Source organism: Solibacillus sp. FSL K6-1781 (genome assembly GCF_038630735.1).
Lineage (GTDB): Bacteria > Bacillota > Bacilli > Bacillales_A > Planococcaceae > Solibacillus > Solibacillus silvestris.
On sequence record NZ_CP152038.1, the window covers coordinates 4,101,567 to 4,119,704 of the forward strand.

Annotated in this window: 15 protein-coding genes; 5 read left to right on the top strand and 10 right to left on the bottom strand. The window is 38.4% G+C overall.

The annotated features are described in order from the left end of the window. Positions 1–12: 12 nt before the first annotated feature. From yycI to MHH37_RS20850, 10 genes are all read right to left on the bottom strand, one after another. Positions 13–846 carry a two-component system regulatory protein YycI gene (gene yycI / locus MHH37_RS20805; RefSeq protein ID WP_008408335.1) on the bottom strand — a complete coding sequence of 278 codons (834 nt, stop codon included), beginning with the start codon at positions 844–846 and terminating at the stop codon, positions 13–15. Further along, entirely contained in the window at positions 833–2,167 is a 1,335-nt protein-coding gene (gene yycH / locus MHH37_RS20810) for a two-component system activity regulator YycH (protein ID WP_342574488.1), read from the bottom strand. The genes yycI and yycH overlap by 14 nt, the downstream gene beginning before the upstream one ends. Continuing rightward, positions 2,164–3,999 (bottom strand): cell wall metabolism sensor histidine kinase WalK, encoded by a 1,836-nt coding sequence (gene walK, locus MHH37_RS20815; protein WP_342574489.1) that lies wholly within the window; start codon positions 3,997–3,999, stop codon positions 2,164–2,166. The genes yycH and walK overlap by 4 nt, the downstream gene beginning before the upstream one ends. A gap of 5 nt (positions 4,000–4,004) precedes the next feature. Then, positions 4,005–4,715 (bottom strand): response regulator YycF, encoded by a 711-nt coding sequence (gene yycF, locus MHH37_RS20820; protein ID WP_340718861.1) that lies wholly within the window; start codon positions 4,713–4,715, stop codon positions 4,005–4,007. A gap of 239 nt (positions 4,716–4,954) precedes the next feature. Beyond that, entirely contained in the window at positions 4,955–6,424 is a 1,470-nt protein-coding gene (locus MHH37_RS20825) for a M23 family metallopeptidase (RefSeq protein ID WP_342574491.1), read from the bottom strand. Positions 6,425–6,718: 294 nt separating this feature from the next. Further along, the gene (locus MHH37_RS20830) at positions 6,719–8,005 is read right to left on the bottom strand and encodes an adenylosuccinate synthase (protein WP_342574492.1); all 1,287 of its coding nucleotides are present in this window, start codon (positions 8,003–8,005) and stop codon (positions 6,719–6,721) included. Between the two features lie 191 nt (positions 8,006–8,196). Further along, positions 8,197–9,549, bottom strand: coding sequence for a replicative DNA helicase (gene dnaB, locus MHH37_RS20835; protein WP_008408341.1), 1,353 nt, complete (start codon positions 9,547–9,549; stop codon positions 8,197–8,199). A gap of 12 nt (positions 9,550–9,561) precedes the next feature. Further along, a complete protein-coding gene (gene rplI / locus MHH37_RS20840; RefSeq protein WP_008408342.1) occupies positions 9,562–10,008 on the bottom strand; it encodes a 50S ribosomal protein L9 in 447 nt (148 codons plus the stop codon). Next, a complete protein-coding gene (locus tag MHH37_RS20845) occupies positions 10,005–11,981 on the bottom strand; it encodes a DHH family phosphoesterase (protein ID WP_008408343.1) in 1,977 nt (658 codons plus the stop codon). Before MHH37_RS20845 ends, rplI begins: the two co-directional genes overlap by 4 nt. Positions 11,982–11,994: 13 nt before the next feature. Next, entirely contained in the window at positions 11,995–12,942 is a 948-nt protein-coding gene (locus tag MHH37_RS20850; RefSeq protein ID WP_065217707.1) for a DUF2232 domain-containing protein, read from the bottom strand. Positions 12,943–13,440: 498 nt separating this feature from the next. Between MHH37_RS20850 and MHH37_RS20855 the strand changes: the two genes are divergently transcribed. The 5 genes from MHH37_RS20855 to rbsC are packed head-to-tail and all read left to right on the top strand — an operon-like array spanning position 13,441 to position 18,128. Then, entirely contained in the window at positions 13,441–14,427 is a 987-nt protein-coding gene (locus tag MHH37_RS20855; RefSeq protein ID WP_342574495.1) for a LacI family DNA-binding transcriptional regulator, read from the top strand. Continuing rightward, a complete protein-coding gene (gene rbsK / locus MHH37_RS20860; RefSeq protein WP_342574496.1) occupies positions 14,424–15,302 on the top strand; it encodes a ribokinase in 879 nt (292 codons plus the stop codon). The genes MHH37_RS20855 and rbsK overlap by 4 nt, the downstream gene beginning before the upstream one ends. Then, complete coding sequence (gene rbsD / locus MHH37_RS20865; RefSeq protein WP_342574497.1) at positions 15,299–15,688, top strand: D-ribose pyranase; 390 nt, start codon at positions 15,299–15,301, stop codon at positions 15,686–15,688. Before rbsK ends, rbsD begins: the two co-directional genes overlap by 4 nt. Positions 15,689–15,703: 15 nt before the next feature. Continuing rightward, positions 15,704–17,200 carry a sugar ABC transporter ATP-binding protein gene (locus tag MHH37_RS20870; RefSeq protein WP_342574498.1) on the top strand — a complete coding sequence of 499 codons (1,497 nt, stop codon included), beginning with the start codon at positions 15,704–15,706 and terminating at the stop codon, positions 17,198–17,200. After that, positions 17,187–18,128, top strand: a complete 942-nt coding sequence (gene rbsC, locus MHH37_RS20875) for a ribose ABC transporter permease (protein ID WP_014822355.1) — start codon at positions 17,187–17,189, stop codon at positions 18,126–18,128. The genes MHH37_RS20870 and rbsC overlap by 14 nt, the downstream gene beginning before the upstream one ends. Positions 18,129–18,138 lie beyond the last annotated feature (10 nt).

An 18,138-nucleotide genomic window follows, 5' to 3' on the forward strand; every position in this document is an offset into this window, starting at 1 on the left:
TTTTAAAACTCCCTACTCTTCCAAATCCTCTGTCTGCTCAACAATTTCGGATAAGTCATTTTGGATCTCCACAATTCGTCCTTGTACCGCATTCACAAAATGTATTTCTTCTGTGTCATCAGTCAGCTTTACCCGTACTTCCCATGTCGGTGCAAATACTTGTGTTTGCGTTAATTGAACAATTGTAGAGTAGCCTAGATTCATTTCCGTAATCTGAGAATCCGGTTTTAATAAATTCTTTCCATATAGAATCTGCAATACTTGTCTTGCAGTTAATAGATTTTGCTGTTTATCTAACTTTTCATGCTTTTCCAGCATTGTTTGCTCATAGGAAACAATGCGGTTTTCATCATCCCAATAAAGTTTTACATAACCACGCACATTATAATACAGTGTTACGTCATTCACCTTCTGGAAAAATGTCGCTTCTTTTTTCTCTTTATCGATATCCCAAAGCACATAGGAATCACCTTCATATACATTGTTGTGGACAAAGTCAGTATAGGAATCTCGGGTATCGCTTTTCTGAAGCTTTACAGGCTTGTCCATCGTCACAATCAGCTTATTGTTATTTTCTATCTTTGCGCTTTGATTCTTAAAGTATGGCACTTCAGATGGAGAGAAATTTTTAATTTGTCCGGAATAATATGCTGCACTTTCCTTATTGTTCGGAAGGGCAATATACGTTATATTATCTCCCTTCAAACGTGCTTCAATTTCCATCGTTTCCCCTAAAACATCTATTTCCTGGCCTTCGTTATAGCTCTCTAAATACTGCGTATATAAAAAGATATTCAATACTAGAAAAACCCATATAAAAATAGTTTTCGTTCTACTCCAATCCAACTTCATCACCCCCTATTTCCTCGGGTGAAAGGCGTGTCCATACATTGTTTGTTACGGCAAACCATTTTGGCTCCAATACGAGGACTAAATCCGTATCCTGCTCTGATTCTTCAAGCGTTAATTCGTACCCAACAACGATTTCCTCTGTTTCATTAAATAATTTATTATCATTGGTACGAAGCAACTCAACTATTTGTTCCCCTGATTCCAGATCCCTCTGTACCTTTTCAATATTAGTACCCATTGAATAATAAGGGCGGCGGTAACGGAAAATACGGTTTTCACCCCAAGTAGTTACGAGACGCGTTGCCGTAACATTACTGTATACAGGAAGACCCTGTACAAATAGCTGATATTCTGTAATATGCCTATCAATGTCCATAGAAGACAGGCGGTAATCCATTGTAAATCCACCATGGTCATTTATAAAATTATAACTGTCTATAAATAATCTTGTGGAAGGAATCGGTGCAATACTTTCTGCAGTCGGGTATACATAATTTATAATCCGATTTTGGCTATCAACTGTCATTAACGATGTCCCATCAGTAAACCTTTCAGATTGGGAACTTTCAATATTCCGTTGTACGATTTTTAAATCGGTGAACAGAATCTTTTTAAATAAATCAGGTTTAATCTCTTCAGTTAAATATCTGTACCTTGCTGATTGTATAGGATCTTTGGCCACATATAAAGAGCTTAGAGCATCCCGTTCAACTTCAACATATTGGCTATAATCATTTGCTGGTTCAATTACTTTCTCCATGAAATAATCTTTATCCGGTACGTTCGCATACGCTCTATATAACGATCGCTTTTCTGTGTTTAGGAAAAGCAACTGTAGCTGATCGCTATTCTCTACATTTGACCAGTCTACAATAAGACGTGTAAAGCTTACATCTGGTATTTCATTATCATTAAATGACAAGATATTTGAAAAAACGCGCAAAGGAATTTCTTCTTTAAAAAACATGGTTATACGATTATTCTTCCGCAGCATTTCGTTCATTTTACTGTCTGAAAGGTCACTGTTAATTAAATCCATCTCGTAAACTTGCCATGAACGTAAGTGGCTGTATAATCCTTTCAAAGGTGTTGAAGAAACTGTCCCGTAAAATTGCTCATTTTGGCGATACAACAATCTGTATGGTTTTATTACTTCCTGTAAGTCCTTCGGTTTGCCGACAAGTACTTCCTCAATCTGGGTCTCCTTTATCGTTTCATATTCCGGTTTATAATTCCAAATAAGAAGTGTGAACACAATGCTGAGTAAAACGAGGAATGCTAATAAAAGAGATTTTATCTGTTCAACATATTTCATTCCCAATCCCCCGCTTCATCCAATTCATATGGCAATGTGAAGAATATCGTAGTGCCCTGGCCTTCCTCACTTTCTGCCCAAATTTTCCCGCCGTGTGCTTCAATCATTTCACGAGCAATTGCAAGACCTAAACCTGTTCCACCCATCGACCTTGCTCTTGCTCGGTCTACACGATAGAAGCGATCGAAAATTCGCGTCACATTTTCTTTCGGAATTCCCATACCATCATCTGAAATCATAACGCGAATCATATTATCATGAACGGTAAAACCAAAACGAATATTGCCGCCATCCGGAGAATATTTCAATGCATTTGAAATAATATTATCGATCACCTGTGTAAGCTTATCGGTATCAATATCAACAAAATAGCTCTTTTCTGGAAGCAATCGGATAAATTCTACATTCTGTGACTTCGACATTTCAAAACGGTCAATAATTTGCGTGAAAAACTTATTAAATTCAACAAACTCCAGATTCAGTTCATATTCCTGGCTGTCCATTTTTGATAATTGTAGCAAATCATTTACAAGGCGGATCATACGCTCTGTTTCAGTTTGCGTGACGTTTAAAAATGTCGGCGCTATATTTTCATCTTTCCATGCACCTTCCGCAAGTGCTTCTAAATAACTCCGCATCGTCGTTAACGGCGTACGCAATTCATGGGAAACATTCGCAACAAATTCACGACGCTCCATATCAATTTTTTCCTGTTCGGTAATATCATGCAATACCGTAATCAGACCATTTACAAAACCTGTTTCCTTTTGAATTACAGAAAAGTTTGCACGTAACACATACGGTGCATCATTCATACTAAAATCAAGATTCACAGGATCTTTCATATGAATCAAGTCTTCAAAACTATACTCCTGGTCTAAGCGTAATACCGATGCAATCGGGCGGTTTAAAGTTGTTTCACGTGAATCATGAAGCAATTCCAATGCCGGATCATTAATCAATATAATTTTCCCTTTGCGGTCTGTGGCTATTACACCATCTGTCATGTTACTAAGTACACTTGCCAGTTTTCGGCGTTCAGCCTCTGTCGTGGATTGTGCTTCCTGCAGACGATTGGTTAAATGATTGAAGGCAATGGCTAACTGACCTATTTCATCTGTTCCGTATACACGCACTTTCCTTGCATAATTTCCTTTTGACATTGCCTGCGCCTGTTTTCGCATATCGGAAATAGGGCGAGTAATAGTTCGCGCAACTAAAATTCCTAATATAATGGTAATAGCAAGCGATACTGCAATACCTGCCGCAAAAATCCGGTTAATTTCATTTAGTTGCTCGTATACCTTTTCAATATTCGATTGAACGTAAATGACGCCTTTCAAATCCCCTTTAGATCCTACATTATCCATAATAGGTACAGCTAATATCCATATGCGCTGTCCTGTATCCCGATCCAATGAAATCTTATCCAACAGTGTTTCGGAAGACGCGGCCTGTTGTATAATTTCTTCATTTATACGCTGACCAACAATTGCCTGGTCATCTTCGGAAGTAGCCAATATACGGTCGTGACGGTCCACTACATTGATTTTGTTAATATCTTCTGTAGAAAACCCCTGCAAAATCGGTTTTAAACTATCCTCTAATGAAGGCGGGGTATTTTCATCGCGTATCTTTAACATTTCTTCACGTACACTATAATGCACAAGCTCTATTCTTTGGCGAATCGAATCTTGGAAATTCGTTTTTAAATTCGTCTCCAGCTGCTTTGAGAAATAAATGCCTATAATTTGAAGAGCAATAATAATTAATAGGACATAAATCAATACAAGCTTTACATGGATGGACTTAAAAAAGCTCACTTTTTGCATGTATTTTACTCCTGTTCAGGGTTTCGTAAGTAATAGCCTACTCCTCGTCTCGTAACAATCCATAAAGGGTGACTTGGATTATCTTCAATTTTTTCACGTAAACGGCGGATTGTTACATCCACTGTTCGTACATCACCGAAATAATCATAACCCCATACTGTTTGCAGCAAATGCTCACGTGTCATTACTTGACCAATATGTTTTGCTAAATAATGCAGTAATTCAAATTCGCGGTGTGTTAATTCAATTGAATCGTCGCGCTTTAATACTAAATAGGCATCTGGCTGAATCGTTAAAGAGCCTACTACAATATCATTCGTTTCCGCTTGTGCTTCTTCTATTTGAGCAGGCACATTTAATCTGCGCATATTCGCTTTTACACGGGCGATTAGTTCACGTGTACTGAACGGCTTTGTTACATAATCGTCAGCACCCATTTCCAGTCCTAGCACTTTATCGATTTCCGACCCTTTTGCCGTTAGCATAATAATTGGGAAATCATATTTTTTGCGCACTTCACGACATACTTCCATGCCGTCACGTTTAGGTAACATAATATCCAGCAACATTAAATCCGGCTGTTCCTCTTCTACTCTTTGAAGCGCTTCGTCCCCATCGTATGCACAAATGACGCGATAACCTTCTTTTATTAAATTAAACTGCAAAATGTCTGCAATCGGTTTTTCATCGTCTACAACTAATATCGTTTTATCCATCATCTAATTCCTCTTTTCTCATAAATTCTCTATATAATTATGAAAGGTTATCTTTTATTTTTACTATAACTACTCTATCATGCTTTGCAATTTGGTGCATTATACAGCTATATTGCTATGATTATTTTCCGGGAAATATTCCACCCATATAAGAATTTTTTTTGAATTTTGCCCATTAAACTAATTAATGGCCATATTATAGAAAAAGCAGCCCAAAACTCCGCTTGGACTGCTAAAAATTAATTTAAATATGATAACGGGTTTACTTCTGTACCGTTCTTATGAATTTCGAAATGTAAATGTGTACCTGTTGAACGTCCTGTTGAACCCATTTGCCCTAAAGCGGAACCTTGTTCAACTACTTGTCCAACTTCTACGTCAATACGAGATAAATGAGCATATAACGATTCAAAACCGTTTTTATGGTTAACCACAACATAATTTCCGTATGTTGAATGCTTACCTGCAGTTTTAACAACACCGTTATCCGATGCTTTTATCGTATAGTTTGATGGTCGGGCAATATCGATTCCGTAGTGGTAACGTCCCCAACGCTCTCCCATATTACTTGATATATAGCCACCAACTGCAGGCCAAGCAAAGGTACCTGTACCAACAGAAGGGATTACTTTAGTTCCGACAACAACAACACGATCTTCAGGCTCGGCTACTACATTTGCCTCTGATTGTATTCTTTCCGTTCGGACACCATTCTCTTCAGTAATTAAGTAGGAAACTTCCTTTTTGCCCTTTTCGCCTTCCTGCTTAACTACTTTTTTGCCTTTAAGCATTGTTTCATCTTCTTTAACGATTTTCGCAAAGTCGATTCCCTCTACTTTTTTCTTTTCATAAACTGCCTTTACCGTAACAAACGGTTTTTGTACAGTTACGTTAACTTGTTCGCCTATACGCAGGACAGTGTCTGCTTTAAGTGTGGGATTGATTTTTAATAAGTCGGCAGTTGTTAAATTGTGGGCTTTTGCAATTGAACCTAACACATCTCCTGCTTTTACCGTATATACTTTTTGCTCTAATGCACCTGTTTGTAAAAGCTGTACCGCTTGTTTGGCTGAAACAATCTCCGCCGGCTCGGCTAACACTTCATCTCCTGTAATCGGAGCTGATAATGTAAGATCAACCAGGCGTGTTTCATCATCCTTCAATTCGGGTATAGAATCTTTAGTAGCAATGTTTTGCAATTCATTTAAATCGTTTTGTGAAACAAACTGAAGCTTTAATCCGTCAATTACAGCTTCGAACTCTTCTCTATCCTTCACTGATGCAACGACTGTTTCCCCTACTTTTAGGGAATGGGCTTTTGCCTGAACAGTTATTGCTTCCTGAAGGTTTTTTAATGTCTGCTCTTCATTAGCTTCGACTGTAAATACTTGCTCTGGGATGATTGAGATATCGGCGCCAGCGTCAATTGTTAAATCTTCATATTGTTCGCTTGCCACTTGCTCTTTTTGCTCGACAATCTCATTTACTGTTGCTTCATCTGCAACAGAACCTACGTATGTATCAGCTACATAAACGTGGAAAACTTTAGCGAATTTTTCTTTATCTGTTTCATTCGCGAAACCTATATTGAATGTCACTGTAGAAACAAGTAATGCAAATAATGTTGCCATTTTAAGTTTTCTATTATGACGATTCATTAGACTTAGATTACGTTTTTTTAAGTCTAACTTGTTTCCTTTTGAACTCATGATAAAGCTCCTTTCGACTAGATCTGTTCTATAAAAAAATGTTTGTATATTCTTTTAATAACTCGCAATGGTCAAAAAACACACTTCGCTAATGTATCATATTTCACATTTCAAATGAACCGCTCCAGTCTTTTTGTAATGTAAATGTATTATTATCTAAAAATTTGTTACATTTTTATTAGTTAAAATAGTATATTCACCCTCTTAGTATCCTCTTTTTCATTTTATTAGAAATAATAAAAAAGTGTATTAAAAGCCTGTTAGACCTTTAATACACTTTTATATTCAAACCGGTTATTTCCAGATTTCACTTACGATATTCGTTTGCTCACGTGAAGGGCCTACTGAGAATGTCATTAATGAAATACCTGTAAGCTCTACAATGCGGTGTATATAATTTTTCGCATTATCAGGCAACTCATCAAATGTCCGAACGTTCGTCACATCTTCTGACCAACCTGGCAGTTCTTCATAAACAGGTTTGCACTGTTTAATGATTTCCAGGTTCGCCGGGTATTCAGTAATTTGTTCTCCGTTATATTCATACGCTGTACAAATTTTAACCGTTTCAAGACCTGATAATACATCAATAGAATTTAATGCTAAATCCGTAATTCCCGAAACTCGGCGTGAATGGCGAACAACGACCGAGTCAAACCAACCAACACGACGTGGGCGGCCCGTTGTTGTACCATATTCACGGCCTACTTCCCGAATTTGCTGACCAATTTCATCATGAAGTTCAGAAGGAAATGGACCATCTCCAACACGAGATGTATATGCCTTACAAACGCCAACGACGCGTTCTACTGCTGTTGGACCAACTCCTGATCCAATTGCTATCCCGCCTGCCACTGGATTTGAAGAAGTTACATATGGATAAGTACCTTGATCGACATCAAGCATAATCCCTTGTGCCCCTTCAAACAGCACTTTACCGCCTTCTTCAATAACATCATTCAGCACTTTCGATGTATCCGTTACATATTGGGCAATTTCCTGACCATAAGCAAAGTATTCCTCGAAGATATCATCAAATTGTAATCCTTCTACTTCATAAAACTTTGTAAATAAGCGATTTTTTAATGTTAAATTTGCGCGTAATTTCTTTTCATATGTTTCTTTATCTAATAGGTCTGCTACACGAATCCCGATCCGGGCAACTTTATCTTGGTAGCATGGACCAATTCCTTTTGCTGTTGTGCCTATTTTTTCATCACCACGTGCCTGTTCCTCTGCAATATCCTGATAAATGTGATACGGCAAAATTACATGTGCACGATTGGAAATTCTTAAATTCGATGTATCAATTCCTCTAGCTTGCAGTCCTTTTAATTCTGTTACAATTGATTTCGGATTAAGAACAACACCATTTCCTATAACCGAAAGCTTCTCCGGATAAAAAATTCCTGAAGGGATTAAATGCAATTTATATGTTTCTTCACCAATCTTTATTGTGTGACCCGCGTTATCCCCACCAGCATAACGTGCTATTGCATCTGCTCTTTTTGAAAGGAAATCTGTAATTTTACCTTTTCCTTCGTCTCCCCATTGCGTACCTACTACAACTACAGCTGTCATCTATGTGCACCTCCGACGAATGATTCACCTAATGAAAATTATATATTAAGTATTTCATTCTTTTTCATAAGAATTTACCTTTTAATTCCTTAATGATGAAACATGAACATTTTAACAATTCCAAATCCTAAATGTCAACAAAAAACACGAACGTACACATTCAACTAATGTGAAACGTTCGTGTTTAAGGATTATTCCTCTCGTGGAGGTGGGGTAAATTCTAGATTTAAGAACTTATTGTACTCTTTACGGAATGCCAAGCTTACCGTGCCTGTTGGACCGTTACGTTGTTTTGCAATAATGATTTCGATAATATCCTTACTTTCCGATTCTTTATCGTAGTAATCATCACGGTATAAGAAGGCTACGATATCGGCATCTTGCTCAATCGAACCAGATTCACGCAAGTCACTCATCATCGGTCGTTTATCTTGACGTTGCTCTACACCACGCGACAGCTGTGATAGGGCAATTATAGGTACCTTTAGTTCACGCGCTAAACCTTTTAATGAACGGGAAATTTCCGATACTTCCTGCTGACGGTTCTCTCCTGGTTTACCGCTACCTAAAATAAGCTGCAAGTAATCGATCATAATCATTCCTAAACCGTTTTCCTTAGCTAATCGTCGGCATTTGGCACGTATATCTGTCATGCGCACACCCGGAGAGTCATCGATGTAAATACCGGAATTTGATAAACTTCCCATAGCCATTGTCAGCTTGCTCCAGTCCTCTGTTTCTAAAGCGCCTGTACGCAAGCGTTGTGCATCGATATTACCTTCTGCACATAACATACGCATGACAAGCTGGTCTGCTCCCATTTCAAGAGAGAAAATCGCTACATTTTCACGGGCCTTTACAGCAACACTTTGGGCTACGTTTAAGGCAAAGGCTGTTTTACCAACCGATGGACGGGCTGCCACAATAATTAAATCGTTGCGTTGGAAACCGGCCGTCATCTTGTCCAAATCACGGAAACCGGTAGGAATACCTGTCACATCCCCCTCACGTGACTGGAGCTGTTCAATATTATCAAATGTTTGAACGAGTACATCTTTTACGTGCTTAAAATCGCCCGCATTTTTACGGTTCGAAACTTCAAGCATTTTCTTTTCAGCTTCTGCTAAAAGAATTTCTACCTCATCTTCGCGCGTATATCCATCATCTGCAATTTTAGATGCAACGCGAATAAGGCGACGTAAAATCGCCTTTTCCTCTACTATCTTTGCGTAATGTGCAATATTGGCAGCCGTCGGAACAGCACTCGCCAATTCCGTAATATAGCTTAATCCGCCGATATCCTCGAGCTCTTTTTTTGCTGATAATTCTTCCGTTACAGTGACAAGATCAATTGCTTTTCCCTGATCGCTCAAGTTCAGCATCGTTTGGAAAATCTTTTGATGGGCAATATGATAAAAATCATCTGCTATAACAATTTCGGATGCTGTTATTAGAGCTTGTGGTTCAAGGAAAACGGCTCCAATGACCGATTGTTCCGCTTCACTATTATGTGGAGGAACACGGTCCATCATGGATTCGTTCATTGTTGTCGCTCCTTACTCTTCAATTACATGTACCTTTAAAGTAGCCTTTACATCTTGATGTAACTTCACTGGTACATTGGCAAATCCTAATGAACGAAGTCCTTCATTACAATCCATTTTACGTTTGTCTACTTTAAAACCATGTTTCTTTTGTAGTGCATCTGCAATTTGCTTTGTAGATACCGAACCAAATAGGCGACCACCTTCACCTGATTTCGCTTTTACTTCTACTGTAATTGCTTCTAATTGCTCTTTTAAATCTTTCGCTGCCTGCAACTCTGCTGCCGCATTTTTTTCTTCTAATCGCTTTTGACCTTGGAGTTCGCTAATTGCTTGGTTATTAGCTTCTTTTGCATAACCGTTTTTAATTAAAAAGTTGCGTGCATAACCTTCTGCTACTTCTTTAATTTCACCTTTTTTGCCTTTACCTTTTACGTCTTTTAAAAATACTACTTTCATGATTCTTTACTCCCTTCAATTACTTCATTAATTGCTTCATATAAATACTTTTTCACTTCGTCAATGGATTGTGCTTCCATTTGGGTAGCGGCATTTGTTAAATGACCTCCACCGCCAAGCCTTTCCATGACAAGCTGGACATTTACTTCTCCTAATGAACGTGCACTAATACCGATTAATCCATCATTGCGATGAGCAATGACAAACGAGGCACCGACATCCTTCATTGTAAGTAAAATATCTGCCGTTTGTGCGATTAGTACGGAATCGTATATTTTTGAATCTTCACCATTTGCAATCGCAATTCCTGCAAACGGAAATTCAACAGTTTGAATAATTTTTGAACGGGCGACATATGTTTCTACATCTTCTTTTAACAGACGTTGAATCAGCACGGTATCAGCACCAAATGTTCGTAAATACGAAGCGGCTTCAAATGTACGCGCACCTGTTCTTAATGTAAAGCTTTTTGTATCGACTATAATACCAGACAATAATGCTGTTGCTTCAAGCGGCAATAACTTTTCATTTTGAGGCTGGTATTCTAGCAGCTCCGTAACGAGTTCTGCTGTAGATGATGCATATGGCTCCATATATACTAACGTCGGATTATTGATGAATTCTTCTCCGCGACGGTGATGATCGATGACAACAACCTTATCTGTTCTGCTTAATATTCGGCTATCAATTACCATGCTCGGCTTATGTGTATCGACAATGACTACAAGTGATTTTGGAGTTATTTTAGATAAAGCTTCGTCCGGTGTAATAAAGCGATCGTAAAAATCGGTTTTTTGCTCCAACTCGGTCATTAAGCGGTCTACACTTCCTCGAACTTCATCAAAATTGACTACGACAAAGCCTTCAATCCCGTTCATCGCAACCATTTTGCGTACACCGACAGAGGCTCCTATCGAGTCCATATCCGGGCTTTTATGACCCATCACGAAAACACGGTCACTATCTTGTATTAAATCACTTAGCGCATGTGATATTACACGTGCACGTACTCTTGTGCGCTTTTCAACAGGGTTTGTTTTGCCCCCATAAAAGCGAATCTTACCATTGGACTGCTTAATGGCAACTTGGTCACCACCACGACCTAGAACTAGATCAAGTCCCGACTGTGCTAATTGCCCAAGCTCTACAAGTGATTGGGAACCTGCTCCAATTCCGATACTTAATGTTAATGATAAATTTTTCTGCATCAACGTTCGTTCCCGGATGACGTCCAAAATTGAAAATCGCTTCTGCTCAAGCTCCGATAAAATCGATTCATTTAACACAGCCATGTAACGATCCGATGCAATTCTTTTAACAAAAATATCATAATGTGCTGCCCATTCATTAATAATCGATGTCATCATCGTGTTGGTGACGCTCCGTGCCTGGTCATCCATGCCCGAAGTAAGCTCATCATAATTATCGATAAATAAAATTGCAAGTACTGTACGGTCCGCCATATATTGCTTTTCAATCTGTACTTGTTTTGTAATATCAAAGAAGTAAAAAAGTTTCTCTTCTTCTTTGTAATAAATATGATATTTGCGATCATTAATAGCAATGACCGTTTCATTTTTTTGTTCCTGATTAACAAGTATAGGTAGCTCTTCTGATATCATTTCCAGTTCATATCCGACTAGCGATTCTTGCTGTAGGACGCGAAGCATAAACGGATTCGCCCATTCCACCGTCATTTCATCATTCATTAAAAGGATTCCGAATGGCATTTCCAGAAATGCCTCTTTTCCCACATCCTCCATCCGGTAAGAAAGTGTTTGAATATGCTTTTCAGTTTCTACATATGTTAATAATTCAACTTTTACCGTGTAGTAAGCTGCTACTGCATAAATAGCTATAAAGGCTATTCCCACCCATACATTCCACATCATAATAAGGATAGCTGCTACTGCACCAAGTAAAAATAATACTAATAGTGGATATCGAATTGGTCTTTTACGAAAAATCCCCATTCCCATCAGCTCCTCATTTCTGACTCTTTTCTTGAATGTAATTACGTGCATTAAAGCCTAAATCAACAATACCTACTAAAATGACAAACGAATAGAGAGGTATTGCCAAAATTGTACTTAAAACTTTTATAAACTTCGGATAACCAAAAGCATCAATGACAAAATGAATAAATGAGATACCTTGTATTGTTAATAATACCCATAATACCATCGAAATATTTAGGATGATAATAGCCAATGACGAATCCGCCTCTGGACGAACGAATAAATTCACCGATAAAACGATTAAATAATACCATAATACCGCTCGGGGTAAACGTAATTCACTAAACTTCGCAAATTTTGGAACGTCTACTTTTAAACGCTTTAAAATCGGTAAATTAACGGTAATAATAATAAATGCCAAAAATAACATGGCAAATGTAATGGAAGCCGGAATTGTCATTTCCAACGTATCTAACATAGTATTCGCCAGATCCATTGTTTCTTTGGGCACAGGTTGTCCAGTCAGATTTTCGGTCATTTTAATCGACTCCATATAGCTCGTCTTCATGAGCGCGATAGAATCTCGAATAAAATCTACTTCAAACAAACGCAAAGAAATTAAATACTGAATTGCAAATGTGAACAGCAGGACGATACTCGTTGAGATAAACATAAATACTTTACTTTTTTTATGATAAATAGCATCCCCTATCGCTACACCTGCTGCTGCAAAGATTAATGAAGCGGGTAGTAAAAGCAGTCCACCTATAAAAAAGGTAATAAATACAGCAATCACTGCGACTAAAAGCGATGACTTTCGATTATAGTTTGCGCTATACCAAATCATCGGTAATGGAGCAATAATCGCCGCGATGATATTCGCCAATGGAATATAAAATACGATTGCCATCAGCACAGTGAACAGCGCAATCATCATCGCACCATGTGCCAGCTTTCTTGTTTGATTATTTTGCATGGAGAACCTTCCTTATCTGTTGTTCGTAAGACTTTATAATGCAACGATTATTTAAACCTTGTTATTACATTGTCGGCTTTTTGACCAGTCTACTTTCAACTTTTCTCACGTTTCTATTGTACCATTTTTGCATGCCCAAACAAAATAACCGTCATGACAAGAAGAATGATTAAACGTATAGATGATGATATCCCCTTTGACTTCTCCTCTACTTACCAAATCTGTATCCATCCAAAACTGGGTGAGAGCATGTAAATACTGGAATACCACCAATAAATAGGGTTGAAATCCATAGGCTAAAATGCAAAAGAAACCAATAGTATGTCATTATAATTTTTTTAGTATAACTTAATATGGAGTAATTTTCGTTTGAATAACTAGATTCTACGTATAAAAAGCCTTTTTTCTGTTCTTTATGTCATCTATTTCGTTGACAATTTGTATTGTATAGCATATATTATGTAACCGGTAACACATTTTGTTTTAGGGGGCGGATAAATGGTTAACATTAAAGATGTAGCAAAGGTTGCAAATCTTTCTGTAGCAACAGTCTCACGCTACTTAAACCAAAATGGTTATGTCAGTAAAAATTCATCAGAACGTATTGAACATGCAATTCGTGAGCTGGATTATAAACCAAGCAGCGTTGCACGTTCATTAAGTAAAAAACAATCCAATATTATTGGCCTTATAGTTCCTGATATAAAAAATCCGTATTTTCCAGAATTGGCGCGTGCTGTGGAAGACATGGCATGGTCTTATGGCTATACAGTTGTTCTTTGTAATTCAGACGACCAAATGGAAAAGGAATTGTTATATTTAGAGCGCTTATCACAAACCTATGTTGCCGGCCTAATTGTGGCAACAAGCTTATTAGATCCCTCTGTATATCTATCAATCAATACACCAATTGTTGCCCTTGACCGAATAATCGATGCAACTGTCCCGACCGTGGCAACCGATAACCAAAAAGGAGCAAGGCTTGGGGGAGAGTACTTACTCACAAATGGTGCGAGAAATTTATTATGTATAGGTGGTCCACATGGTTTAAAAACGGCGGATGACCGTCTTACAGGGTTTCTAGAAGCAACGGATAAACATGGATTAGATCCAATAGTTATAACATCGTCATTTGATTTTAAAGTTGCTGCTAAAGCGATTGAACAGTGTTTAGCAATAAATCCGCAGATTGATGGTATTTTTGCAAGCAGCGATACATTAGCCATTGCTGCACTTCACATTGCACATAAGCTTGGCAAGCGCGTACCAGAAGAACTGCAAATTGTTGGCTTTGATGGTATTGCGCTCGGTGAGATGGTATCACCGCCTTTAACAACGGTCGGTCAGGATTTATACAAGATGGGTACTGCAGCCGCAACAATGTTAATCGAACAGATTGAAGGCAAAGAAATAAAACAAACGGTATTAAATATAGATCCGCAATTAATTGTGCGAGGGACGACAAGAAAGGAAGCTGCAAAATGATAACGGTAATTGGAAGTATCAATATGGACTTAGTCGTTCAAATGGATGTATTCCCTAAAAAAGGGGAAACCGTTTTAGGGAGCTTATTTACAACGGTTCCAGGCGGAAAAGGTGCGAATCAGGCAGTAGCAGCTGCACGTTTAGGCAGCCAAGTAAAAATGTTAGGCGCTGTCGGCTCGGATAGCTTCGGTACGGAACTCCGTGCGAACCTGAATGAAGAAAATATAGATACGAGCTTAGTTATGAATACAAGTGGTGCTACAGGCATTGCAAATATTTTACTCCACGAATCGGACAACCGTATTGTCGTTGTACCAGGCGCCAACTCTAAAGTATCGCCAGAAGTGATCGCTTCTGCAAAAACTGTTATTGAAAATAGTCAGTTAGTTGTAATGCAGCTTGAAATTCCAGTAGAAACGATAAAGTATAGCCTGAATTTATGTAAAGAGCTTCAAGTACCAGTACTATTTAATCCTGCTCCAGCAGCAAACTTCGACATTGAATGGATGCCGTATATTAGGTACTTAACACCGAACGAAACTGAATGTGCCCTACTATTTGGAGATGATGTTAAAGCAGCATTGGAAAAATATCCGAATCAGTTAATTGTGACATTAGGTGAAGATGGTGCACGCTACTTTGATGGGACAAAACATGTACATGTAAAAGGGTTCAACACAACAGCTGTCGATACGACAGGTGCCGGTGATACATTTAACGGTGCCTTTGCACATGCTATTACAAACGGTCAATCGATTGAAGAAGCAGTATTTTTTGCGAATATAGCAGCGTCTTTGTCCGTTGAAAAATTTGGAGCCCAAGGTGGGATGCCAAAATTAGAAGATGTGATTGTTCGAAAGGAAAGCGCAAAATGAAAAAACAAGGCATTTTAAACCGGGAATTAGCCGGTATATTTGCACGTTTAGGTCATACCGACAAAATTGTTATTGCCGATTGCGGCTTACCAATTCCGGACGGGGTTACATGTATCGATTTAGCATACAAACTGGGAGAACCAGGATTTATCGCGATATTAGAAGTTGTTCTAGAAGATTTAAAAGTAGAACATAGTTATTTAGCTGAAGAAATAAAAACTGCTAACGAAACTATTCATTCTTCAATATTGCAAAAAGTGGAACCGGTTACATATATATCCCACGAACAATTCAAGAAGATGTCGAGCGAAGCAAAGGTCATTATTCGTACAGGTGAAATAACACCATACGCCAATATCATGCTACAAAGCGGCGTAATTTTTTAAGGTAGGTGACGGAACATGATTGAAATGAAGGGCATAAGAAAAGCATTCAATGGAAACGTCGTATTAAACAATGTTGAGTTCACCCTGTTAAACGGGGAAATCCATGCCTTAATGGGTGAGAATGGTGCCGGTAAATCAACAATGATGAAAATTTTGGCCGGCATCTACTCGCGTGATAATGGTGACGTGCTAGTTGACGGTCAGTCGTATACATTTACTTCAGCAAAAGACGCAGAAAGTTTAGGCATTCACGTAATTCACCAAGAATTAAATATTCTGCCGCATTTATCGGTAGCGGAAAACTTATTTTTAGGGAAAGAAAAAACAGTCGGTCGTACAGGATTACTGCGTACCCGTGAAATGAATAAAGAAGCACAGACACTATTAGCAAAACTCGGTTTGCATATTGATGTTCGCCAGCCTGCCGGTTCGCTATCTGTCGGAAAACAACAGCTGATTGAAATTGCCAAAGCAATTAATTCAGAAGCAAAGTATATCGTGATGGATGAACCGACAGCTGCCCTTACAGATCGTGAAATTGAAACACTTTTTGAAACGATTAGAGAACTAAAAGCAAAAGGTATTTCGTTCGTCTATATTTCACATCGTATGGAAGAGATTTTTGCAATTTGTGATCGTATTACAATTTTACGTGATGGTGAATATGTTGGTGTTCGTGAAATTCCAAAAACAACTTTTGATGAAATTGTAAAAATGATGGTCGGACGTGAGCTTGGTGAACGTTATCCAAGCCGTAATGCAAAAATTGGTGACGTAGCTTTAGAAGTAAAAGGGCTAACATGTCCCGCGGTATGCAAAGATATTAACTTCCAGATTCGTAAAGGGGAAATCTTAGCATTTGCAGGTTTAATGGGCGCAGGCCGTACAGAAGTGGCACAGGCCATTTTCGGTAACCTTAAAAAGTCCAAAGGTGATATTTTCATCCACGGGGAAAAGGTGACGATCAAAAACCCGATTCAAGCAATGAAATACGGAATTGGTTTTGTAACGGAAGACCGTAAAACAGAAGGTCTTGTACTAGATTTTTCAATTAAGGAAAATATGTTTTTAACAAATTTGAAGACAATTGCAAAAAGCGGCTTTATTCAACCACAACAAGAGCAATCACATGCTGCAAAATATATTGAGCAGTTAAATATTCGATGCAGTGATGCGACACAGGCTGTCGGCTCTCTAAGCGGCGGTAATCAGCAGAAAGTAGTTATCGCGAAATGGTTAAGTACAAAACCAGATATTTTAATCTTGGACGAACCCACTCGCGGTGTTGATATCGGTGCAAAAAAAGAAATCTACTCGATTATGAATCAGTTAGCCGAGGAAGGTGTAGCCATTTTAATGATTTCCTCAGAGCTAACGGAAGTGTTAGGTATGGCGGACCGTGTAATGATTATGCACGAAGGACGTCAAACAGCTATTTTAGACAACGTTGACTTAACACAAGAAACTATTATGCATTACGCAACAGGAGGAGAAGAAGTTGTTAAAAACTAGCTCAAAAGAAATGTTAGGAAAGCTAGGTCCTCTCTTAGGATTATTTCTAATTGTAATTGTCATTACGATTTTAAATCCAAGCTTTATGACAACAGATAATATTTTAAATATTTTACGTCAAGTATCGATTAGTGCGCTCATTGCATTCGGTATGACTTTTGTTATTTTAACCGGCGGCATCGATTTATCGGTTGGCTCGACATTAGCCCTTACAGGAGCAGTTGCTGCCACAATGCTTGCTTCAGGAATAGATCCTGTGTTAACGATTCTTGCAGCCTTATTATTAGGGGCCATTCTTGGTGCTGTAAATGGTGTCATCATTGCAAAGGGTAAAGTAGCACCATTCATCGCAACATTGGCAACCATGACAATTTACCGTGGATTAACGTTAGTGTATACGGATGGTCGCCCTGTTTCTGACTTAGGAAATGAAATTACATTCCAGATGTTAGGTAAAGGATACTTCTTCGGTATTCCAGTTCCAGTATGTACAATGATTCTAGCTTTCATTGCGTTATATGTAATTATGCATAAAACAACATTCGGTCGCCGTGTTTATGCAGTAGGCGGCAATGAAGCGGCTTCTAAATTATCAGGAATCAATGTGGACCGTGTAAAAATTGCTGTATACTCATTAACTGGTATGTTAGCAGCTTTATCCGCACTGATTTTAACATCTCGTCTAAACTCTGCACAGCCAACAGCAGGTACATCTTATGAGTTGGATGCAATTGCAGCAGTTGTTTTAGGTGGAACAAGTTTAACAGGCGGTAAAGGCTGGATTTTCGGTACATTAGTAGGTGCCTTAATTATCGGAGTATTGAATAACGGATTGAACTTAATCGGCGTTTCTTCATTCTTCCAGCAAGTTGTAAAAGGGATTGTTATTTTAATCGCGGTGTTAATTGACCGTAAAAAAACAGCGTAGATGGAGGTCA